This window comes from Actinomadura craniellae, from assembly GCF_003289645.1.
GTDB classification, from domain to species: Bacteria; Actinomycetota; Actinomycetes; order Streptosporangiales; family Streptosporangiaceae; genus Actinomadura_D; species Actinomadura_D craniellae.
In genome coordinates, this window is the sequence record NZ_QLYX01000003.1 from 386,529 (window position 1) to 407,637 (window position 21,109).

At 71.3% G+C, this 21,109-nt stretch carries 20 protein-coding genes; 13 read left to right on the top strand and 7 right to left on the bottom strand.

The annotated features are described in order from the left end of the window. Positions 1-90 precede the first annotated feature (90 nt). On the top strand, positions 91-855 hold the full coding sequence (locus tag DPM19_RS08670) for a bestrophin-like domain (RefSeq protein WP_111864535.1): 765 nt from the start codon (positions 91-93) through the stop codon (positions 853-855). 417 nt (positions 856-1,272) lie between these two features. Here DPM19_RS08670 and DPM19_RS34775 read toward each other — a convergent pair whose 3' ends face one another. Both DPM19_RS34775 and DPM19_RS08680 read right to left on the bottom strand, forming a co-directional pair. After that, on the bottom strand, positions 1,273-2,169 hold the full coding sequence (locus DPM19_RS34775; RefSeq protein WP_146778779.1) for a hypothetical protein: 897 nt from the start codon (positions 2,167-2,169) through the stop codon (positions 1,273-1,275). Between the two features lie 662 nt (positions 2,170-2,831). Then, on the bottom strand, positions 2,832-4,346 hold the full coding sequence (locus DPM19_RS08680) for an ATP-dependent DNA ligase (protein WP_111864540.1): 1,515 nt from the start codon (positions 4,344-4,346) through the stop codon (positions 2,832-2,834). Between the two features lie 135 nt (positions 4,347-4,481). Here DPM19_RS08680 and DPM19_RS34780 point away from each other — a divergent pair, with 135 nt between their 5' ends. After that, positions 4,482-5,225, top strand: a complete 744-nt coding sequence (locus DPM19_RS34780) for a hypothetical protein (RefSeq protein WP_146778780.1) — start codon at positions 4,482-4,484, stop codon at positions 5,223-5,225. Positions 5,226-5,807: 582 nt separating this feature from the next. Next, positions 5,808-6,479 (top strand): 4'-phosphopantetheinyl transferase family protein, encoded by a 672-nt coding sequence (locus tag DPM19_RS08695; RefSeq protein ID WP_233509978.1) that lies wholly within the window; start codon positions 5,808-5,810, stop codon positions 6,477-6,479. Between the two features lie 12 nt (positions 6,480-6,491). Here the strand turns inward: DPM19_RS08695 and DPM19_RS08700 are convergent, their stop codons facing one another. Then, positions 6,492-7,601: a ferritin-like domain-containing protein gene (locus DPM19_RS08700; RefSeq protein ID WP_111864548.1), complete on the bottom strand. Its 1,110-nt coding sequence runs from the start codon at positions 7,599-7,601 to the stop codon at positions 6,492-6,494. A gap of 106 nt (positions 7,602-7,707) precedes the next feature. On the opposite strand from DPM19_RS08700, the gene DPM19_RS08705 reads away from it, so the two are divergent. Further along, complete coding sequence (locus DPM19_RS08705) at positions 7,708-8,346, top strand: TetR/AcrR family transcriptional regulator (RefSeq protein ID WP_111864550.1); 639 nt, start codon at positions 7,708-7,710, stop codon at positions 8,344-8,346. Here DPM19_RS08705 and DPM19_RS08710 read toward each other — a convergent pair. Next, positions 8,343-8,960: a TetR/AcrR family transcriptional regulator gene (locus tag DPM19_RS08710; RefSeq protein WP_233509979.1), complete on the bottom strand. Its 618-nt coding sequence runs from the start codon at positions 8,958-8,960 to the stop codon at positions 8,343-8,345. The two genes, DPM19_RS08705 and DPM19_RS08710, sit on opposite strands and share 4 nt — an antisense overlap. A 91-nt stretch (positions 8,961-9,051) precedes the next feature. On the opposite strand from DPM19_RS08710, the gene DPM19_RS08715 reads away from it, so the two are divergent. Then, positions 9,052-10,509 carry a flavin-containing monooxygenase gene (locus DPM19_RS08715; protein ID WP_111864555.1) on the top strand — a complete coding sequence of 486 codons (1,458 nt, stop codon included), beginning with the start codon at positions 9,052-9,054 and terminating at the stop codon, positions 10,507-10,509. On the opposite strand, the gene DPM19_RS08720 is transcribed toward DPM19_RS08715, so the two are convergent. The 3 genes from DPM19_RS08720 to DPM19_RS36160 all read right to left on the bottom strand — a co-directional run bounded on the left by DPM19_RS08720 (position 10,494) and on the right by DPM19_RS36160 (position 12,626). After that, positions 10,494-11,156: a TetR/AcrR family transcriptional regulator gene (locus tag DPM19_RS08720; RefSeq protein WP_111864558.1), complete on the bottom strand. Its 663-nt coding sequence runs from the start codon at positions 11,154-11,156 to the stop codon at positions 10,494-10,496. The genes DPM19_RS08715 and DPM19_RS08720 overlap by 16 nt on opposite strands. 91 nt (positions 11,157-11,247) lie before the next feature. After that, positions 11,248-11,871 carry a TetR/AcrR family transcriptional regulator gene (locus tag DPM19_RS08725; protein WP_111864560.1) on the bottom strand — a complete coding sequence of 208 codons (624 nt, stop codon included), beginning with the start codon at positions 11,869-11,871 and terminating at the stop codon, positions 11,248-11,250. Positions 11,872-11,933: 62 nt separating this feature from the next. Next, positions 11,934-12,626, bottom strand: coding sequence for an aggregation-promoting factor C-terminal-like domain-containing protein (locus DPM19_RS36160; RefSeq protein WP_146778781.1), 693 nt, complete (start codon positions 12,624-12,626; stop codon positions 11,934-11,936). A gap of 306 nt (positions 12,627-12,932) precedes the next feature. On the opposite strand from DPM19_RS36160, the gene DPM19_RS08735 reads away from it, so the two are divergent. The 8 genes from DPM19_RS08735 to DPM19_RS08770 are packed head-to-tail and all read left to right on the top strand — an operon-like array spanning position 12,933 to position 21,091. Then, complete coding sequence (locus DPM19_RS08735) at positions 12,933-13,736, top strand: MlaE family ABC transporter permease (protein ID WP_111864566.1); 804 nt, start codon at positions 12,933-12,935, stop codon at positions 13,734-13,736. After that, positions 13,736-14,590: an MlaE family ABC transporter permease gene (locus tag DPM19_RS08740; protein ID WP_111864569.1), complete on the top strand. Its 855-nt coding sequence runs from the start codon at positions 13,736-13,738 to the stop codon at positions 14,588-14,590. Before DPM19_RS08735 ends, DPM19_RS08740 begins: the two co-directional genes overlap by 1 nt. Next, positions 14,587-15,621 (top strand): MCE family protein, encoded by a 1,035-nt coding sequence (locus tag DPM19_RS08745; protein ID WP_111864572.1) that lies wholly within the window; start codon positions 14,587-14,589, stop codon positions 15,619-15,621. Before DPM19_RS08740 ends, DPM19_RS08745 begins: the two co-directional genes overlap by 4 nt. Further along, on the top strand, positions 15,621-16,706 hold the full coding sequence (locus DPM19_RS08750) for an MCE family protein (protein ID WP_111864575.1): 1,086 nt from the start codon (positions 15,621-15,623) through the stop codon (positions 16,704-16,706). Before DPM19_RS08745 ends, DPM19_RS08750 begins: the two co-directional genes overlap by 1 nt. Then, positions 16,706-17,716 carry an MCE family protein gene (locus DPM19_RS08755; protein ID WP_111864577.1) on the top strand — a complete coding sequence of 337 codons (1,011 nt, stop codon included), beginning with the start codon at positions 16,706-16,708 and terminating at the stop codon, positions 17,714-17,716. Before DPM19_RS08750 ends, DPM19_RS08755 begins: the two co-directional genes overlap by 1 nt. Beyond that, complete coding sequence (locus DPM19_RS08760) at positions 17,716-18,741, top strand: MCE family protein (protein ID WP_111864580.1); 1,026 nt, start codon at positions 17,716-17,718, stop codon at positions 18,739-18,741. Before DPM19_RS08755 ends, DPM19_RS08760 begins: the two co-directional genes overlap by 1 nt. After that, on the top strand, positions 18,738-19,814 hold the full coding sequence (locus tag DPM19_RS08765; protein WP_233509980.1) for an MCE family protein: 1,077 nt from the start codon (positions 18,738-18,740) through the stop codon (positions 19,812-19,814). The genes DPM19_RS08760 and DPM19_RS08765 overlap by 4 nt, the downstream gene beginning before the upstream one ends. Continuing rightward, on the top strand, positions 19,811-21,091 hold the full coding sequence (locus tag DPM19_RS08770) for an MCE family protein (RefSeq protein WP_111864582.1): 1,281 nt from the start codon (positions 19,811-19,813) through the stop codon (positions 21,089-21,091). Before DPM19_RS08765 ends, DPM19_RS08770 begins: the two co-directional genes overlap by 4 nt. Positions 21,092-21,109 lie beyond the last annotated feature (18 nt).

Consider the following 21,109-nt stretch of genomic DNA (forward strand, 5'->3'; position numbering starts at 1 on the left):
GGACGGCGGGGTAAGAGCTGCGCCCGGGGGGTCGGCTGGGGTTCAATGAACGGTAACGCTTCGCAGTGAAATGATCACCCCTCGGAGGCGATGTTGACGTTGTCGATCGAACCCGTTCTCGCCGCGCTGGCGGCGGTGGCCCTGGTCGTGGTCGTCGCACTGGTGACGCGGGGGCGCGGCACCAGCGACGGCGACCCCGACGGGGCCACCGCCGGGCACGCCGGGTCGATGCTCTCCGCGCTGTTCCTGCTCATCTTCGCGATCGCCGTGATCATTCCGTGGACCACGGCCGACGAGGCCGAGCGCAACACCGGAGTGGAGTCGCAGGGTCTGGTCGAGGCGTACTGGCGGGCCGAAGGGCTGCCCGAGGCCGACCGGGCCGCCGTCCGCAACGAGATCAGGGGGTACATCGACTTCGTGGTCCGGGAGGAGTGGCCGCTGATGGGCCGGGGTGAGCTCAGCCCCGAGGGCTGGCGGCGGCTGGACGCGATCCGCGCCCGGCTGGCCGCGCTCCGGCTGAAGGACGATGACGCCTCGGACGCCCGCGCCGACACCGCGGAGCGGATCCGCGAGGTCTACGCGGCCCGCCGCCAGCGCGCGTCCGACGCCGCGTCCGGGCTGCCGGCCGGGGTGCTGTTCTTCATGGTCCTGACCGGAGTGATCATGATCGTCTTCCCCTTCATGGTGGGTGCCCGGCCCCGCGGCATGACCCTGGCCGCCCTGGGCGTGATGGCCGCCCTGCTGGGCGTCGGCATGTACCTGGTCTTCGACATCGACCAGGCCTTCTCCGGCGGCCTGGGCGTGGGCCCGGAGGCGTTCACCGACGCCCACCAGGAGATCTCACGAGTCCCCTGAGACTGGTCTCGAAGGGCCTGGGCGCTGGTGGTCCCGGTTCCCTCGCGCAGGACCAGGCGGCCCTGGCGGGGCGCGCCTCGCAGGTGACGTGCCGCCGGGGTCTCCGGTACCGCCCCGGCTCACCCGCCAACCCGACCAGAAGCCCACCACCTGGCACAAGTGCCTGCACCGATGATCATTGAGGATAGGTGGTGTTCTGGCCCCACCTATCCTCAACGATCACTTGAGCAAGGAACCGGAGGCGGGTGTTGGTGGTCCCGGTCGGCTCGTGCAGGATCAGGCCGACATGGGCCCTGCGCGTGACGTGCCGCCGGGGTTGCCGGCACCGGCCGAGACGCAACCCGGGTATCGAAGTCGGGCGGGGGCGGCCGCACCGCCTGGAACCCAACAGTGCGGCGTACGCCGTACGGCCGGTGATCAGCGGGTTTTGGCGAAGACCGCGGTCGTCCCGGCCGAGATGACGACCGTGAGCACGATCAGCACCAAGATCTTCTGTAGTGGGCCACGCCGCTTCGCTCCGATCCGGGCGGGCGGGACGCGTTGCTCCCGCTGGCTGGGCACCGCCCGGGGGCGGGGCGCGGGCGCGGGCAGGGGCCGGGGCACCACCGGTGCGGCCGCCACCGGCCGGGGCGCGGCGGGCGCCGGGGCCGGGCGGGCGGGGACCACCGGCACGACCGGCGGGGCGGGCTGCTCCGGCGCGGGCGGGGGTGGCACCGGCAGGGCGGGGGACGGCGGAGAAGGCACGGGTACCGGCGGCTTCGGCGGCGGTGCCGCCGGGCTGCACTGGGCCGGGATGTGCACCGCGGGCGGCAGGATCGCCACCGAGATCGGCGGTACTGGCAGTACCGGCACGTCCACGCAGATCACGGGCGCCGTGACGGTCACGCACGGCACCAGGGAGACCGGTACCGCGACCAGCACCGGCGTCCCGCCGGGCACCGCGGGCCGGGGCACCGGCCGCCGGACGACGCAGGGTGCGAGCGAGAGCCCGGACGGCGACACCGTCACGTACGCGAGCGTCGCCGGCGGCGTTCCGCCACAGGACAGCAGGCCCGGCACGGAACAGTGCGCCGCCACCGAAGCCCCCGGCAGGGAGATCGTCCCGGAGACCGGTGTCGTGGGGCCGGCCGAGACGTCGATCGCCAGGTCGCCCGAGAGTGAGACGGACAGCGGGGCACACCCCACCTGCCCGGGGGCCGCGCAGAGATCCGACGAGGTTCCCCCAGGCGGCAGGAGCGCCGCGGAACCCGGCGGCACCGGCGGGACCGCACCGGACGGCGGTACGGACCCGATCGGCGGGTCGGCACAGACCACGGGAGTGAGGGGAGTGCAGAGCAGGGGCTTCGCGCTCGTTCGGGGCCGCGCAGGCGTGCTCCCGGCGGGCCGCGCGGAACCCCCGGTACGGCGCGAGGTGGCCGCCGGTGCGGGGGGTGGGATGGAGGCGGGCGGCGGATAACCACGGACCTCGCCCGGCGGCACCGGCGCGACCGGCGGTGCCGGGGGCCGTGGCGCGAGCGGCGGTGCCGGAGGCCGTGGCGCGGGCTGAGGCGGGCGGGGGCCCGGCGGCGGGCAGCCGAGAACCGGGACCGGCAGGAGCGCACAGTGCGCGGGTGCCGGTGGGGACAGGGCGACGGCGGGTGCCGCGGTGCCGAGCAGCACCACCGCGGTGGCGGCTGCCCCGGCCGCGAGCCGTATGGTCCGGCGGGCGCCGGTGAACGAGTAGCGCATCGTGACCCTCCGAGCTCCCTCAGTGGTCATCGTTGCACCCGGGGTCGTGTCCTGTACGCCGAAATGACGACTCTCACCGGTAGGTCACTCTCGCGGCACCGTGCCCCGCCGCACCTCCGGAGCGCGATGCGTCTGCCGGCGGGATACGGCCGGGAGTGCGGGGGTGGGGGGCAGGTCCCGTTGAAGACCCCAGGTCGGTCGGCCGCCGGGGTGGACCCGGCGGGAGGTGCTCACCTATGTCATCTTTGTCAGTCGTCGAAGGTCGCCAGGGCGCGGACGGTGTCGATGGTGTCGGCCTCGGCGGCGGTCTTGTCGTCGCGGTAGCGCAGGACCCGGGCGAAGCGCAGGGCCAGGCCGCCGGGGTAGCGGGGGCTGCGCTGCACCCCGTCGAAGGCGATCTCGACGACCTGTTCGGGGCGCAGGTGCACCGTGTAGGAGTCGTCGTGCACGGCCAGTTCGCGGAACCGCTCGGTCTGCCAGGCCAGCAGCTCGTCGGTGAGCCCCTTGAACGTCTTGCCGAGCATGACGAAGCCGCCGGTGGCGGGGTCGCGGGCGCCCAGGTGCAGGTTGGACAGGTAGCCGCGGCGGCGGCCGTTGCCCCGCTCGACGGCGAGCACGACCAGGTCGAGCGTGTGCCGGGGCTTGACCTTGATCCACCCGGCGCCGCGACGGCCCGCCGTGTACGGGGTGTCGAGCGACTTGACCACCACCCCCTCGTGTCCGAGCCGCACCGCCTCGGCGAAGAAGTCGGCCGCTGCGGCCGGCGAGCCGGTGACCGTGCGCGGGATCAGCAGGGGTTCCGGCGCGATCGCGGCCAGCGCCGCCCAGCGTTCGGCGCCGGGCCGGTCGAGCAGGTCGGTGCCGTCCAGGTGCAGGGCGTCGAACAGGAACACCGACAGTTCGGCGGTACCGCCCGCCCGGGTGGCGGTGCGGGCGGCGGTTTCCTGGAACGGGCGGGGACGCCCGTCGGGGCGCAGCGCGATCAGCTCGCCGTCGAGCACGGCGGACCGGGCCGGCAGCGCGCGCAGCGCCGCGACCACCTCGGGCAGCCGGTCGGTGATGTCGTCGAGCGTGCGGGTGAACACGCGGACCCGGTCGCCGGCGATGTGGATCTGCGCTCGGACGCCGTCGAGCTTCCACTCCACCGCGGCGGGCGACACGCGCTCCAGCGCCGCGTCGATCGAGGGCGCGCTCGCCGCGAGCATCGGCTTGACCGGGCGGCCGACCTCCAGCCCGAAGCCGCGTAGCGCCGCCACGCCTCCGTCGAGCGCCGCGGTGGCCACTGGCCCGAGCGCCCCGCGCAGCATCACCGCCCGGCGCACCTCGGCGGCCGGCACCTTGGCCGCGGCGGCCACCGCGTCGGCCATCACTCCGTGCAGCGCCCCCTGCCGCAGTTCGCCGGACAGCAACCGGACCAGGAAGTCCTGCTCGGCCGCGGTGGCCCGGGCCAGCAGGGCGCCGACCGCCTCGCGCCGGGCGGCCACCGACCCCCGCCCGGACAGCGCGCCGATCCGGCCGAACCCGGCGTCGACCTCGGCCACCGTGAGGGAGGCGGTGGCGGCGGGCGGGGGCAGGTCGCGCAGGCTCGCCCAGCCGACCCCGATCTGGCGTTGGGGAAGCTCGCCGGACAGGTACGCCACGACGGTCGCCACGGTGTCGGGCCCGGCCGCGCGCAGGCACCCGGCGAGCAGGTCGATCTTGGCCCGCCGGGCGGACGCGTCGGCCACGGCCCGCGAGGTCAGCGCGATCTCCTCCAGCAGCATTCCCTCATTGTCGCCCCGGGGTCCGACACACCCACCCGATCTTCGTGTGGGTCGCGTCCGCGGAGGCGTGGCGCGGGGGCGGGCGGATTGCCTACCGTCGGGGGGACGGCTGAACCGGGAGCGAGGGGAGCGGGAGTGCGGCGTTCGGCAGAGCCCTTCCAGCGGGTCTACTCGCCGCCTGAGCCACCGGGCAAGGTGCGCCGGTCGGCGATCAGGGTGCTCAAGGCGTTGCTGGTCGTCGCCGCGGTGGCGGGGACGGTCGCCGCGGCGGTGATCTTCCTGTCCGGCGATCGCGACCCGGAGCGCGTGGCCCGGCCGGCGTCCCCGACCGCGGAACGGCCGTCCGGCAGCCCGACCGCCGCCCCGTCGGTGGTGTCCCGAGCGTTCACCCGCCTGCCGCCCGCCTGCTCCGCGCCTGCGGCGGAGACCGTGCGCCGGCTGGTGCCCGGCGCGATGCTGCAGCGCAGCGCGAACAACACGCTGACGACCTGTACGTACTCGGCGAGCGGGCCGGAGTTCCGGTGGTTGCGGGTGGAGGTCCGGTTGCACGCCCCGGCGGACAGCGAGACGCCCACCCGGGATGCGCGCGACTTCTTCGCCGCCCAGTTCGCCCAGGCCCGGCAGGGGGCGGACCCCATCGCCCGCACGGTGAGCCTGCGCGCGGAGCCGGGGCTGGGGGACGAGGCGTACCGCTGGTTCAAGGTCGACAAGGGGCAGCCGACGGCCGTCGGGGTCGTGGCGACGCGATTGCGTAACGCAATTATAACGGTCAGTTACAGCGAGGAGGCAGCGGGTAAGGGCACCCCCGACGCGCGTGAGGAAAGATGTTTGACTGAGGCGACGCGGGTCACCCGAGAAGTGCTTGCAGGCTTCCCTTAAACCATTCTTGACCAAAGTCGGCCGATCGCATGATTTGTCAGGCCGGGAGTCGTAGGGTGAGATTTCCCAATAAGGGGTGGGAGCCGAGCCGGTGCGGGGTTGTGCATCGGAGCGGCGGTGGGGATGAGTGGTGTGGGAGCGACGGCGAAGGGGCCGTCCTTCGTGCGCCCCGAGGAGGAGGCGAAAGACGTGAGCGCACAACCCGGTGGAGTGTCCTGGGTCTAGCCAGGGCCAGGTGAACGACGAGGTTCGGTGGACCGTCGGGCGTGGGGGCGCTCGGCGGTCTTCCTGTATCCGGGGGAAGGTGAAAACGCCTCGCTTCCGTTGTCTCCCCTGGTGGTCGGCCATTAGGGAAAGGCCTCACTCTCGCAGCCAGAGTACTGGTTGGAATTTCAGTGATAATCCGGCTACCAATGGTCATGACTCGCGAAGAACCTCCTGATGTGCCCGATTGGATGGCGATCAAACACGCCCCCTCCTGCCGGTGCACGCCCGGCGGCAGGGGGGTGTCTGAATGGTGACCGAGTAGTGACTGATCGGTGATAAGTGATGGAATGATCGGGAGGTGGCGGCAGAGGAGGCATGGTGGAACCGGTGACCGTCTGGTGGGCGAGCGTGCGCGAGGCCGGCCCCGCGCACCTGGCGTTGCTCGACGAGGTGGAGCGGGCCCGGCGCGAGCGGTACCTGCGTGACGTCGACCGCGACCGGTTCACCCTCGGCGCGGCCGTCACCCGGCTGGCCGCCGGCCGGGAGCGGGGCCTGCCGCCGGACCGAGTCCCGCTGACCCGGACCTGTCCCGACTGCGGTGCCCCGCACGGGCGGCCCGTGATCGCCGGCGGGCCGCACATCTCCGTCTCGCACTCCGGCGACCGGGTCGCGGTGGCCGTCTCGGCGCACGGGCCGGTGGGGGTGGACGTCGAAGCCGCCGGCCGGTCGCTCGCCGAGGTGGCCGCCCAGCTGCTCGGCCCGGACGAACGCGTTCGGGACGCCGCGGACCTGCTGACGTACTGGACCCGCAAGGAGGCGGTGCTCAAGGTCACCGGCGACGGCCTGCGGGTGCCGCTGACCGACGTGCGGGTGAGCGGTCCGGGCGAGCCGCCCCGCCTGCTGGACTGGGCCGGCCGGCCCGGGCTGGCCGGCCGGATCACGCTGTGCGCGCTCGACCCCGGCCCCGGCCACGCGGCCTGCCTGGCCCTGCTCGACCAGCCGGCCGCCGAGGTGGTCGAGCGGCCGGCGGCGGAACTGCTGCGCTGAGCGCCGGGCCGGTCAGGCCCCGGCGACCTCGGTGGCGATCACCGCGTCGACCTCGGCCTTGCGCTCGGCCTCCTCGGCGGCGAACCGCTCGGCGTCCAGCTTGTCGGCGATGTCCTCGTCCTGCTTCATCAGGGCTTCGAGGTCGGCCTTGGACATCTCCAGCACGCCCATGTCGTCGTAGGCGGCCTGGACGCGCTCGCTCCACAGCCCGATGTCCCGCACGCACGGCACGATCCGGCTGAACAGCAGGCTCTGGAACATCCGGACGTAGGGGGAGTTGTCGATGAGCTTCTCGGCCTCGTTCACGTCGATGCCGAAGTTGGTCCAGACCTCCCGGCCGCGGATCCGGTCGCGCATCAGATGGCAGCCCTCGATGACGAACTCCTCGCGCTCGCGGAGCTCGGCGGCCGAGAGCTGCTTGTAGTAGTCGCGCAGCGCCAGCCGGCCGAAGGCCACGTGCCGGGCCTCGTCCTGCATCACGTAGGTCAGGATCTGCTTGGGCAGCGGCTTGGTGGTGACGTCGCGGATGACGCCGAACGCGGCCAGCGCCAGGCCCTCGATGAGCACCTGCATGCCCAGGTAGGGCATGTCCCACCGGGAGTCCCGCAGCGTGTCGTTCAGCAGGTCCTGCAACTTGGTGTTGATCGGGTAGAGCATCCCGATCTTCTCGTGCAGGAACCGGGAGAAGATCTCGACGTGCCGGGCCTCGTCCATGGTCTGGGTGGCCGAGTAGAACTTGGCGTCGACGTCCGGCACCGACTCCACGATCCGGGCGGCGGTCACCATCGCGCCCTGCTCGCCGTGCACGAATTGGGAGAACTGCCAGGACGCCTGGTGCCGGCGCAGCTCACCGCGCTGCTCGGGGGTGAGCATGTCCCAGTACTTGGTGCCGTAGATGGCCAGCGACTGGTCGGGGACGCCCATCACGTCGTGCGGGTCGACCTCCAGGTCCCAGTCGATGCGCTTGGTGCCGTCCCACTGCCGGTCTTTGCCCTTCTGGTAGAGGGCCAGCAGCTTCTCCCGGTTCTCGTCGTACTCCCAGTTGAAGCGGGTGGCCCCGGCCATCGGGACGTCCCAGGTGTCCCGCCCGGCGGGAAAGGTGTAGAGCTCGTGGGTCGACATGGATCACCTCCGTGAGGGTTGACCGTACGTACGCCGTACGTCAACGTACGATGTACGTAACGTGGCACGGGGTAGTACGGGTGTCAATGGCGAGAGGAGCCGACCGATGCCGACCGATCTGCCCCGCCCGGCCCTCACCCGCGCCCGCATCGTGCAGGCGGCGGTGGAACTGATCGAGCGGGAGGGCACCGCCGCCCTGTCGATGCGCCGGGTGGCGGCCTCGCTCGACGTCGCGGTGATGTCGCTGTACAACCACGTGCCGAGCAAGGCGGCGCTGCTGGAGGGCGTGGCCGAGTACGTGGTGGCCGGCATGGACCTGGCCGACGACCCGGCCGAGGACTGGCGGGAGCGGGCCCGGGCGCTGGCCCGCGCGTTCCGCAAGGTGGCCCGCGACTACCCGCGCTGCATGAACGTCGTCCTCACGCACGAGATCGACTCCCCGATCGGGCTGCGCCCCGCCGAGCGGGCCCTGGGGCTGGCCGCCGCGGCCGGCTTCGGCGGCGACACCGCGGTGCGCATCATGCGGGCCCTGCTGGCGTACGCCCTCGGCGCCCAGATGCGCGAGATCGGCGCGGCCAAGATGCTCGACGGGCTGCCCGAGCGGACGTTCGAGTCGGTCGACCCGGCCGAGTTCCCGCATGTGCTGGCGTTCGCCCCCGCGCTGGTCCGGCACGACCCCGAGGCCGACTTCGAGTTCGGCCTCGACCTGCTGCTGGCCGCGGTGGACGGGCTGCCGCGGAGCTAGCCGTGCCCGGGGACGTGCACCTTGAGGCCGTGCCAGCTGAAGTCGCTCATGTACCGGGCGGCCTCTTCGGCGGTGACCTCGGGGTGGTGCGTGCGCCAGATCGCCAGCCGCTCGCAGGCGCCGATGATGATCTCGGCGTAGGCCTCGACCGCGTGCGCCGGGACATCAGGGGCGAAGGCGGCCAGGACGGGCGCGATCAGCCCGCTCTGCTGCCGCCGGGCGGCCTCGATGGCCTCGGAGGTGGCGGACGGCAGCGCCATCGGCTCCTGGATCAGCATCGCGAACGAGCGGCTGCGGGTGTCCATGAACGCGAAGTACGCGGACATCCCGCGGCGCAGGATCTCCTCCGGCTCGGTGACCCCGGACATGGCGGCGGCGGTGGCGTCGTACAGTTCGGTGCGGACCCGGGCGACGCAGGCCAGCAGCAGCCCGTCCTTGGAGCCGAAGTACTCGTACAGCATCGGCTTGGAGACCCCGCACCGCTCGGCGATCTCGTCCATCGAGGCGGCCCGGTAGCCCCGCTCGGCGAAGACCTGCTCGGCGACGTCGAGCATCTGGCGCTCGCGCTCGGGGCGGGACATGCGCCGCCGTCGGGTGGGGGTGGCGCTGCTCACGAGGAAACCCTATCCACTCGATCTCCCTGGACCGACCTACTGATGGTAACTTACTCGGAGTAGGTAACAGTCGGAGGCTAAGGATCTCTCCATGAACGAGCGTCCCGCGATCGTCATCATCGGCTCCGGATTCGCCGGCCTCGGCATGGCGATCCAGCTCAAGAAGGCCGGCTTCCACGACTTCGCCATCCTGGAGAAATGCGCCGAGCTCGGCGGGACCTGGCGGGACAACACCTATCCCGGCTGCGCCTGCGACGTCCCGTCCCACATGTACTCCTACTCCTTCGAGCTGAACCCGCGCTGGTCGCGGATGTTCGCGCCGCAGCAGGAGATCTGGGACTACATGCGCCGCGTCGCCGCCAAGTACGACCTGGAACGGCACATCCGCTACGGCGCCGAGGTCGAGTCGATGGAGTGGGACGACGCCGCCGGCCACTGGGACGTCAGCCTGGCGGGCGGCGACGTGGTCCGCGGGCGGGCGGTGGTCTCGGGCGTGGGCGCGCTGCACATCCCGTCCGTCCCCGACCTGCCCGGGCTGGCGCGCTTCACCGGAAAGACGTTCCACTCCGCCCAGTGGGACCACGACTACGACCTGACCGGCAAGCGGGTCGCGGTGATCGGCACCGGCGCCTCGGCCGTCCAGTTCGTGCCGCAGATCGCCGAGCGGGTCGACCGGCTGCACCTGTTCCAGCGGACGCCGCCGTGGGTCCAGCCCAAGCCCGACTTCTCCTTCTCCCGCCCGTTCCAGGGGGCACTGGAGCGGGTGCCCGGCGCCACCCGGGCGCTGCGCAACACCATCTACTGGGGGCTGGAGACCCGCGCCGTCGGCTTCGCCCTCGACCCCCGGCTCGCCAAGCCGCTGGAGCGGATGGCGCTCCGGCACATCGAGCGGCAGATCCCCGACCCCGAACTGCGCGCCAAGGTGACCCCCGACTACACGTTCGGCTGCAAGCGGGGGCTGCTGTCCAACGACTACTATCCGGCGCTGACCCGGCCCAACGTCGACCTGGTCACCGACGGCATCACCGAGATCCGGGAGCGCTCGGTCGTCACCGCCGACGGCACCGAGCACGAGGTGGACGCGATCATCTTCGGCACCGGCTTCAAGGTCGTCGACGCGCTGGCCGACCTGCGCATCGTCGGCCGCGGCGGGCTGAAGATCCAGGAGCGCTGGCGGGACGGCATCGAGGCGCACCACGGCATCACCCTGCCCGGCTTCCCGAACTTCTTCATGCTGCTCGGCCCCAACACCGGGCTCGGCCACAACTCGGTGGTCTTCATGATCGAGCAGCAGGTGGCCCACGTCATGAGCTGCCTGAAGCTGCTGGCCGAGCACGGTGCCGGGACCATCGAGCCCACCGAGACGGCCCTGCGCCGGTTCAACGACCGGATCCACCGCCGGCTGCGCAAGGCCGTGTGGAACGAGGGCGGCTGCGACAGCTGGTACCTGGACGAGAACGGGGTCAACCGCACCCTGTGGCCGGGCTTCACCTTCGAGTACTGGGCGGGCACCCGCCGGGCCCGCGCCCGGGACTACGTGCTGCGCTGATCCTCGGGCGGCGCGAAGATCGGCCGCATTCCGGCGACCAGCTGCCTGATGACCGGGCGCTGCTCCTCCGGGGTGCGGCCGCACAGCCCGAAGACCTGGTCGAGCCCGTCGTAGTAGGGCGCCAGCGCCAGGTACGGCAGGACCAGCAGGATCACGGCGGCGAGCACGTCGAGGTCGGCGTCCGCCCGGATCCCGCCGCCCTGGTGCCACATCGTCAGCGCCGGCCGGACGACCTGGAGCGTGTGCCGGCCGGCGGTGTCGCGGACGATGCCCCGGACGCCGTTGTCGATCTCCAGGTTGGTGGCCGCGGTGATCGCCCGGTCCAGCGGGTGCTCGGCCATGTACTCGGTCCACAGGAACAGCACGTCGACCAGCCACTCGTCGAAGGGCTGGTCGAGGTCGACCTGGGCCATCCGCCGTTCCATCTCCTCGCGGACCCGGCGGGAGGCCTCGTCGCAGACGTAGGCGAAGAACTCCTGCTTGTCGGTGAAGTACTGGAAGAGCGAGCCCTTGGCGATGCCCGCCTCGCGGGCGATGGTGTTGAGGCTGCCGGTGGAGTAGCCGTTCTCGCCGAACTCGCGCGTCGCCACTTCGAGGACCCGCTCGCGCTTGGCGACGTCGAGCCGGAACCAGGTCGATGTGGGCATGGGCGTCAGCTTCCGTCAGGACACCGTGACTGGAAGGTCAGGTTAGCGGTCCGGGCGGCGGTTCGTCCGGCGAACCCGGGGCCGGCGGGGATCATCCGGCCAGCCTCAGCAGGATGCGGCAGATCTCGTCGATGATCTCGGCGGCCTGGCCCTCGTCCTCGGCGGTGGCGATCTCCCGGCCGGCCTCGCCGATGACGCTGGTCAGCACCAGGCCGAGCACCTCGGCGGAGCGGCCCTCGTCGGCCGAGTCCGGGCCGCGCAGCAGCCGCAGGTTCTGCGCCAGCCACTGCCGCGACCGGCTGCGGCGCATCAGCGAGAACCCCGGTGGCCCCTCGCCTCCCTGGAACAGCCGGGCCACCTCCCGGTGCTCCCAGCAGACCTCCAGGTAGGCGCGGGCGCCCGCGACGAACAGCGCCATCGGGTCCGGCTCGCCGGACTTGCGGGCCGCGGCGACCGCCAGTGCCGCCCGCCGCTCCTGCTCCCGGGTGTGGTCCTCCCACAGGGCCAGGTACAGGCCGGCCTTGCCGCCGTAGTGGTGGTAGAGGCTGCCGACGCTGATGCCGGAGCGCTCCACGATCTCGGCGATGCCCGCGTCCGGGTAGCCCCGGTCGGCGAAGATCTGCTGTGCCGCGGTGAGCAGTGCCTGCCGGGTGGCGTCGGCCCGGGCCCACTGCCGCCCGCCACCGGCCTCGTTCACCTGCCGCGTCGTTCCCATGCCCAATATCGTCGCACCACACCTCGCCGGGACGGTCCGATGCCGCCCGGTGGCGCCACTCCCTAGTACCAGTTGTTGCGCTGCCAGAAGCTCCAGGCCCCGCACGGATCCTTGTAGCGGGCCTTGATGTAGCTCAGTCCCCAGGCGATCTGGGTGGGCGAGCTCGTCCGCCAGTCGGCGCCCGCCGTGGCCATTTTGTTGCCGGGCAGCGCCTGCGGGATGCCGTAGGCGCCGCTGGAGGGGTTCTCGGCCCGTTCGTTCCAGTTGCTCTCGTGCTCCCAGAGCGTCAGCAGGGACGGCCAGCAGCGGCTCCAGCCCTTGTAGGCGTTCATCCGCTTGCCGTACGCCTTGTTCTGCGCGGCGCTGGGGTTGCTCCGGGCGAGCGCGGCGGAGGCCGAGGCGGACGCCCGGATCCTGGCCTGCTTGCGCTCGCGCTCGGCCTTGACGCGGGCGATCTCCTCGGCCTTCTTCTGTTCCTCGTAGGCGCGCTTCTTCGCGGCGGCCACCGCGTCGGCGGCGACCTTGTCCATGTCGCGGTCGGATCGGGTGAGCAACAGCATCAGGTCGTCGGCGGAGGCGTCGGTGGCCGGTGCCTCGCCCCGGCCGAAGCCGACGTTCACCACCACGGCGGACAGCACCGCCATCGCGCCCAGGGTGAACGTGACGTTGCTGGTCAGGACGCGGCGGAGCAAACCGGGCCGGGGATACCGGTCGTCCCGGCGGGCGCGCCGACGATGCGTACCGTTATCGCGCATAGGCGTAGATTGCTCCAACTTCTACCGAGTGCGCTGATTATTCACCAAATACGTACGAGCTGGCGTTGTGGGTTCGACCAGTCCTCGCCAGCGGGTGTCCCACTGGGTAGGAGTGCCCGCTGGTACCGGTTCTGGTGTGCCACTTTGGCCTGTACACATCCCGCTGAGCGGCCTGGTAAGTACTCGCTTTTTAGAACCTGTTCCAATAGAGTGCTCCAGATCACATCAGTGGCGTACGTCACTTGCCTCCAGTACGAAGGAGGGCGGAATGTCCGCTGTGCCAGCCCCCGACGAGAGCCCCCGCTGATGGTGCAGACCCTGTCGAGAACGCCTGACCTGCTGCGGCAGCGGGTCCTGCGCGCGCTCGACGAGGCGGGCATCCTCGCGGTGACCTTCCTGGAGGGGATGCGCCGCAGCTGGGACGTCCGCACCTGGTGGGGCGAGTTCATCGAGCAGTGCTGGTTCATCGCCCGGGTGACGGCCCTGCCGGTGATCCTGATCGCGCTGCCCCTCGGCTCGACGATCTCACTCCAGGTCGGCGACATCTCCCGGCAGATCGGCGCCCAGTCCGCCACCGGCGCGGCCGTGATCACCGCACTGGTCCGGGACGTGGCGCCGCTGGCCGCCGCGCTCCTCATCGCCGGGGCCGCCGGGTCGGCGATCACCGCCGACATGGGAGCCCGGCACATCCGGGACGAGCTGTCGGCCATGGAGGTGATGGGGATCAACCCCGTCCACCGGCTGGTCACCCCCCGGCTCTGGGCGGCCAGCACCGTCGCCGTGCTGCTCTGCTCCCTGATCATCATGTCCGGCGTGGTCGGCGGCTACTACTTCAACGTCGTCCAGCAGGGCGTGAGCCCCGGCGCCTACTTCGACGGCGCCACCTCGCTGCTGCAGTTCTCCGACTTCGCGGTCACCCTGGCCAAGGCGTGGATCTTCGGCTTCATCGCCGCGGCGGTCGCCTGCTACAAGGGGATGAACTGCGCCCTCGGACCGATCGGGGTGGGGCGGGCCGTCAACCAGGCGACGGTGGTCACCTCGATCCTCGTGTTCGCCGCCAACTACGTCATCACGGTGCTGTACTACGTTCTCGTCCCCCCGAGGTTCTGATGGTCGCCACCTCACCCGTGCGGACGCTCGGCCGGGCCGTCCAGACCCGCGCGACCCGGTTGACCGGCGCGGCCGGGATGCCCGTCTTCCTGGGCCGGGTCGTCTACCACCTGGTCTTCGACATCGCGCTGCGCCGCAAGTACGGCAAGACGATCGTGCAGCAGATGAGCGACATCACGATCGGCGTCGGCGCCCTGGTGCTGGGCGGCGGCATGGTGTTCGTGATCTTCGCGATGTCGTTCTTCACCGGGCTCACCGTCGGCATGCAGGGCTACCCCGGCCTGGAACGGATCGGCGTCGAGGCGTTCGCCGGGCTGGTGGCCAGCTTCGCCAACGTCCGCGAGGTCACCCCCATCATCGCCGGGGTGGCGCTGATCGCCCAGGTGGGCTCGTCCTTCACCGCCGAGATCGGCGCGATGCGGATCTCCGAGGAGATCGACGCGCTGGAGGTCATGGGCATCAACTCGCTGGCCTACCTGGTGTGCACCCGGATCACCGCGGCGGTGCTCGCGCTGATCCCGCTCTACCTGCTGTCGCTGTTCGCCAGCTTCTTCGCCACCCGGACGATCACCGTCTACTACTTCGGGCTGTCCCCGGGGATCTACGACTACTACTTCCACCTGTACCTGCCGCCGATCGACGTGTTCTACAGCGTCATCAAGGTGGCGGTGTTCGCGTTCATCATCATCTTCATCCACTGCTACCGGGGCTACTACGCCGCCGGCGGGCCGGTCGGGGTGGGCGTGGCGGCGGGCCGGGCGATCCGGGAGTCCATGGTGGCCATCGTGGTGATGAACCTGATCCTCTCCTACATCTTCTGGGGACACGGCGGCTCGGTGAGGTTGACAGGTTGAGCGACGAGACCCTTTCCCTGAAGTCCCGGCTGATCTACGCGGCGGCGGGGCTGTCGATCCTGGCCGCCGGGGCCGCGGCCACCGTGGCCGGCGTCCGCACCACGCACCCGGGCGCGACCTACTACTCGGCCTCCTTCGGCCGGGCCGGCCAGGGGCTGGACGAGCGCTCGGACGTGAAGATCCGCGGCATCGCGGTCGGCGGCGTCGAATCCGTCCGGCTCGACTCCGCCGGCCGGGCACTGGTCCGGTTCCGGGTGGACGAGGGCGTCCGGGTGCCGTCCACCACGATCGCGCAGATCGAACCCGTCTCGGTGTTCGGGCCCAAGGACCTGGTCCTGGACCTCGGCGCCGGCGAGGGCCGGGGGCCGTACCTGGCGGACGGCGCCAAGGTCACTCAGACCAAGGACCCCGAGGAACTGTCCGACATCGCCTGGCCGGCCTACAACCTGACCAGGGCGATCAACCCCGACGACCTCACCGTCCTGATGCACACCTTCTCGGCGGGGCTGAACGGGCAGGGCCCGGCGCTGCGCCGGACGATCGACAACGGCGCCAAGCTGATCGACCTGACCCACGCCAACCGGGCGGCCATCGGTTCGCTGCTGTCCGACGTGAACCTGCTGACCGGAACGTTCGAGGACCGCGGCGACACCTTCGTGGGCCTGGCCCGCGACCTCAACGAGCTCTCGCCCGCGCTGGCCGGGAAGCCGGACCAGTTCGCCAAGCTGCTCGACGGGACGAGCCGGCTCAGCGCCACCGTGGGCGACCTCCTCGACCGGCACGGGTACCGGATCGGCCAGATCGTCGACGGGGCGGGCCGGACGGTGTCCGTGGTCTACCAGGAGCGGCGGAACATACCGCTGCTGATCGACAGCCTGAACGGGTTCTTCGAGGGGCTCGCCTCGGTGATCCGGATCCCCGGCCCCGAGGGTTCGGTGATCGCCCAGGCGGTCAACTACCTGCCGCTCGACATCTGCCGGATCATCCAGGACGTCTGCGGCCCGATCACCACCGGAACGGGAGGCCGCTGATGGCGGGCAGGCGACGGCGCGGCACCGCGAGCCGCGGCCCCGACCGCGGCGCGCTCTACCGGTTCCTCGCGTTCGCCCTGGTCACCGGGTTCCTGACGGTGGCCATCGGCAACCAGATCCTGGGCGCGAGCCTGGCCGACCGGTACACCCTGACCGCCACCTTCGACGACGTGACCGGGCTGCTCACCGGCGACCAGGTCAAGGTGTCGGGCGCGCCGGTCGGCAAGGTCACCGAGATCGGGGTCGCGGGCGGCCGGGCCGTGGTCGAGATGGAGGTCGACCGGGCGGTCCGGGTACCGGTCGACTCGACCGCCGCGGTCCGCTGGCGCAACATGGCCGGCCAGCGGATGGTCTACCTGATCCCGGGCCGGGAACAGACGATGCTCGGGGACGGCGCCCGGGTGCGGCACACCCAGTCCGTGGTCGACCTGAGCGAGGTCGTCAACAGCCTCGGGCCGCTGACCCGCAGCCTCGACCCCCAGCAGCTCAACAAGGTGCTCAACGCCTTCGCCCAGTCCCTGGACGGCAACTCGGGCAACGTCAACCTGATGATCGGCAACCTGGAGGGGCTGCTGCAGACCTTCTCCACCCGCAAGACGGCGATCACCCAGATGACCAGGGACTTCAAGACGGTCAGCGACGCGGTGGCACAGCGGGACCGGCAGATCGCGCAGAGCATCGACAACCTCCAGGAACTCACTGAGGTGTTCGCCCGCAACGACGAGCTGCTGCAGAGCGCGGTGCTGGAGATCTCCGGGGTCACCACCAGCCTCAACCAGGTGCTCGGCGGCAACGAGGTCCAGCTCGGCCGGATCATCCGGAACCTGACCGAGTTCACCGACACGGCCCGGCTCAACCTCAACCAGCTGGAGAAGCTGGTGCAGAACCTGCCGCTGGCGCTGCGGCAGCTGTTCGCCGCGGCCAACGGCGGCCACTTCCTGCGCACCAACGTGATCTGCCTCAACCTGAGCCCCGGGGAGTGCCCCTGGAAGATGGAGTTCCCGTCGGGGAACAACGGCTCGGGCGCCTCGCAGCAGGAGCTGAAGCGGCTGGAGCAGATCCTCAAGGGTCAGGGGGCCGGCTGATGGCGCTCAGATCGCTGCAGGACATGAACCGCCGGGTGGTGGCGGTCGTCTCGATCTCCCTGCTGACCGTGGGGTGCCTGTTCGCCTTCGCGGCCGGCCAGCTCAGGCTGTTCGAGGGCGGTTACGAGATGAGCGGGGTGTTCACCGAGACCGGCGGCATGAAGCCCGGCGACGACGTCCGGGTGGCCGGGGTGAAGGTCGGCCGGGTCAGGTCGGTCGAGCCGGACTTCACCCGCGGGCACATCGTCATGACCTGGCAGGTCGACGGCGGCGTCCAGCTCGGTTCCCGCACCCGGGCCGACATCCAGACCGCCACCCTGCTGGGCGGCCGGTACCTGCGGCTGTCGGGCCCGGTGGCCCGGCCGTACATGGCGGACCTGCCGGCGGACCGGCGGCGCGTCCCGCTGGAGCGCACCAGCGTCCCGTTCACCGTCACCGACGCGATCGAGGGGGCCAGCGAGCTCACCGGCACACTGGATCAGCGGGCGGTCGACAAGCTGCTCGACGAGGTCGCGAAGATCGAGACCCCCGACCGGCAACGGCTGGCGCGGATGCTGCGGGACTTCAAGGAGCTGTCGACCGCCCTCAACGAGGAGTACCCCAACATCCAGGCGCTGATCGCCAACAGCAAGAAGATCACCGGCACGCTGGCCGCCAAGGACCGGCAGCTCAAGGCGATCGTCGACAACAGCCAGGTGCTGCTGCGCGCGCTGGTGCAGCGCCGCAACGAACTGGCCGCCACCATCGGCCAGGGCAACCGCACGGTGCGGACGCTGAGCCAGGTCATCGGCCGGCACGAGCGGGATCTCAACCGGCTGCTGGACAATCTGCACCTGGTGACGGCGCGGCTGGCCCCCAACATGGACGCCCTCAACGCCGACCTGGCGCTGCTCGGCCCGACGTTCCGGCAGGTGGCCAACGTCCGCGGCAACGGCCCCTGGGTCGAGGGGCTGATGACCGGTCTCGGCCCGCTCCAGCCCACCGGCCCCCACTCCACCCGGAGGCCCTGATGCGCCCTGCCCTGCCGATGCTCGCCGGCTGCCTGGCGATCCTCACCGCGCTCGGCGGCTGCTCGGTGATCGAGCCGGCCGACGAGCGGCAAATGACCGTCTACTTCCCGCGGGCCCGGTCGTTCTTCGCCGAGTCCAAGGTCAAGATCATGGGTGCCGATGTGGGCCGGGTCGACCGGGTGCGGAACATGGGTGACCGGATCCGGGTCGACTTCCACATCGAGGGCGACATCCCGCTGCCCAGGGGGGTGCACGCCTCGATCGTGCCGCTGAACCTGGTGGGCGAGCGCAACCTCGTCCTGCACCCGCCGTGGAAGCCCGGCACTCCCAAGGAGCCGGGCAACGTCATCCCGATGGAGCGCACCCACGTCCCGGTCGAGACCGACGACGCGCTGCGCTCGTTCACCAAGGTGGCCGACGCGCTCGACCCGACCAAGGTGAACGCCGCGCTGGGCCGGACGGCCGACTCGTTCGAGGGCAACGGCCAGGAGTTCAACGCCGCGCTGCAGCAGGCCGCCCAGCTGACCGAGAACATCGCCGGCCAGGACCAGGAACTGCTGGAGGTCGCCCGGAACCTGCAACGGCTGGCGGGCGTGGTCCGCGGCCGCGAGCAGGTGATCGGCACGATGATCCAGAACTTCGGTGAGGTCAGCCGGGTGCTGAGCGCCGAGCGGGGCGAGATCCAGGAACTCGTCCGCAACATCCTGGTGCTGGCCCGCAAGGGCGACGCGATCATCAAGAAGTACGACGGGCAGCTGCCGCAGGACCTGGCGGTGCTGACCCGGGCGGTCCTGGTGCTCCAGGGCAACGTGGGCTCGCTGGGCCAGTTGCTGGAGGCGCTGCCGCACATCGGCGGGGCGCTGATCAACGGTTACGACGCCCAGAACCGGGCGCTGACCATCCGGTTCGCGACCGACGCGTTCCTGCGCACCTGGCTGAAGAGCATCGAGGGCACCGACGACATCGGCTGCCCGCTGCCGAAGCCGAACTCCAACTGTCCCTGGGACGACGGAGGTGCCTCGTGATCCGCGGATCCGGTCTCGTCCTGCTCGCACTGGCGGTGGCGGCGGCGTGGGGACTGGCGGGGTGCTCGCTGCCCACCACCGGCGCGCCGCAGGGCGACATGACCGTCACCGCCGTCTTCGCCGACTCCCAGAACCTGGTCAGCGGGCACAGCGTCCAGCTCGCGGACGTCAAGATCGGCTCGATCACCGGGGTCGAGCTCGACACCAGGACGTACAAGACCAAGGTCACCATGTCCCTCATGGACGGCTACCGGCTGCCGGTGGGCACTTCGGCCGAGGTCGCGGTGACCTCCCTGCTGGGCGAGAACTTCGTCCGGCTGAGCCTGCCCCCGGGCGGCAGCCTGAGCCGGGGCCCGTTCATCGCCGACGGCGGGCAGATCACGCGGACCAGCGTGCAGCCGCAGTTCGAGCAGGTCGTCGGGCAGGCCGGCCCGCTGCTCAAGGCACTGGCCGGCGACGACGTCGCCACCGTGGTCAACGCCGGGGCGACGGCCCTGGACGGCAACGGCGAGAAGCTCAACGCGATGCTCGCCAAGTCCAGCGACCTGCTCCGGATCGTCGGCGCCCAGCGGGCCGAACTCGGCGCCTCGGTGGACCGGATGGCCAAGCTGAGCCGGTCGCTGGCCAGGGGCGAGGACCAGCTGGGCCGGGCCCCCCGCGAGCTGGAGCGCACCACCCGGCTGCTCAACGAGAACAAGGACAAGATCCTCAAAACCGTCGAGAACCTGACCCGGATGGCGCGACTGCTCAACGACCGGGTGCTGGAGGGCCGGGTCCAGCGGTTCAAGACCCTGGTGAACCAGCTCGACCCGGTGCTGGCCCAGCTCGCCGGCGACCGGCAGCGGCTGACCCGGCTGATCAACGGCCTGGTGTCGTTCGAGCAGCAACTGCCCAAGGCCACCTACGACGGGCAGCTGCTGCTGTACGCGGTGCTCAAGTTCGTGACGGCGGACGGAAAGATCATCCCGGCCGGGAGCACCGGCGGTGGGGGCGGTGCCGCGCCCGCCCGGCTGCCCGCCGGGGTGCAGGGCGCGTTCCCCACCCTCGGCGGTGCGCTGGGAGGTGGCCGGTGAACCGGCGGATCCTGGTCAACCTGACCGTCTTCCTGACGCTCGGCGGGATGCTGACGTTCTGGGCGTTCCAGAACGTGGTCAAGTTCGACGTCTTCGAGCGCCCGTACCACCTGACCGTGGAGTTCGCCTCCTCGCCCGGCCTGCACCCCAACTTCGAGGTCGACTACCTCGGCCTCAAGGTCGGCAAGATCGACTCCGTCCGGCTGCGGAACGGCAAGGTCGTGGTGGTGCTCGACATCGACCGCGGGATCAGGATCCCGCAGGGGGTGCACGCCGCCGCCGCCCGCAAGTCGGCGGTGGGCGAGCCGGTCGTCGAGCTCACCCCCGCCCCCGGCCGAGGCAACGCCCCGCCGATGGAGCCGGGCTCGGTGATCCCGATCCAGCGGACCTCGGTGCCGCCCGCCTACAGCGACCTGTTCGGCGCGGTGAACAAGGCGGTCGGGGCGATCGACCCGGCGGACGTCCGGGTGCTGACCAGCGAGCTGGCCATCGCGTGGAACGGCCGCGCCGACTCGCTGCGGCAGATCATCGGCGGTACCGACCAGCTCACCACCACCTTCGCCCAGAACGGCGAGCTGCTGGACGGGCTCACCAAGGACCTGAGCCGGATCACCCGCGTGCTGGCCGAGAACCGGGGCGACCTCGCCGCGGGGGTCGACGACCTTGCGGCGCTGATCGGCGCGCTCAGCGACGTCCGGGGTGAGCTGACCGCGCTGCGCGACCAGGGGCCGGGCCTGATCGGCCGGCTCGACACCCTGCTCATGGACACCCGGCTGGACCTCGACTGCTCGCTGGCCGCGCTCGGCGACTTCTTCCCCAGGCTGGCCGCGCCGGCCTACCTGGAGAACCTGCGCGCCACGCTGACCCAGTCACCCCAGCTGGGACACGTGCTCAACAACATCATCTCCAGGGGCGAGGACGGCGACTACACCCTGCGGGTGATGTTCATGATCACCGCGAACACGCCGGCCACGCTGGAGTACAAGTACCCGCTGCCGCAGCCGGAGATCCCCAAGCCACGGACCTGTGCCGGTGGCCGCACCCCGGGCAAGGTCGCGCAGAAGTCGTACGTCGGCGCGCGCCCGGGCGACACCTTCCCGACCCACGACCCGGCGGTCAACCGGCCGGAGCGGGCACGGAAGACCGCCACCGAGGGGACCCCCGGCGGCCCGCCCGCCTGGCTGATCTACCTGCCCCCGGTGATCGCCCTGCTGGTGTTGATCAAGGTTGTGGCGGGTACGGCGCCGGTCCTGGCCCGCCGGCGCAGGAAGCGCTGACCCGACGACCCCCCGAGG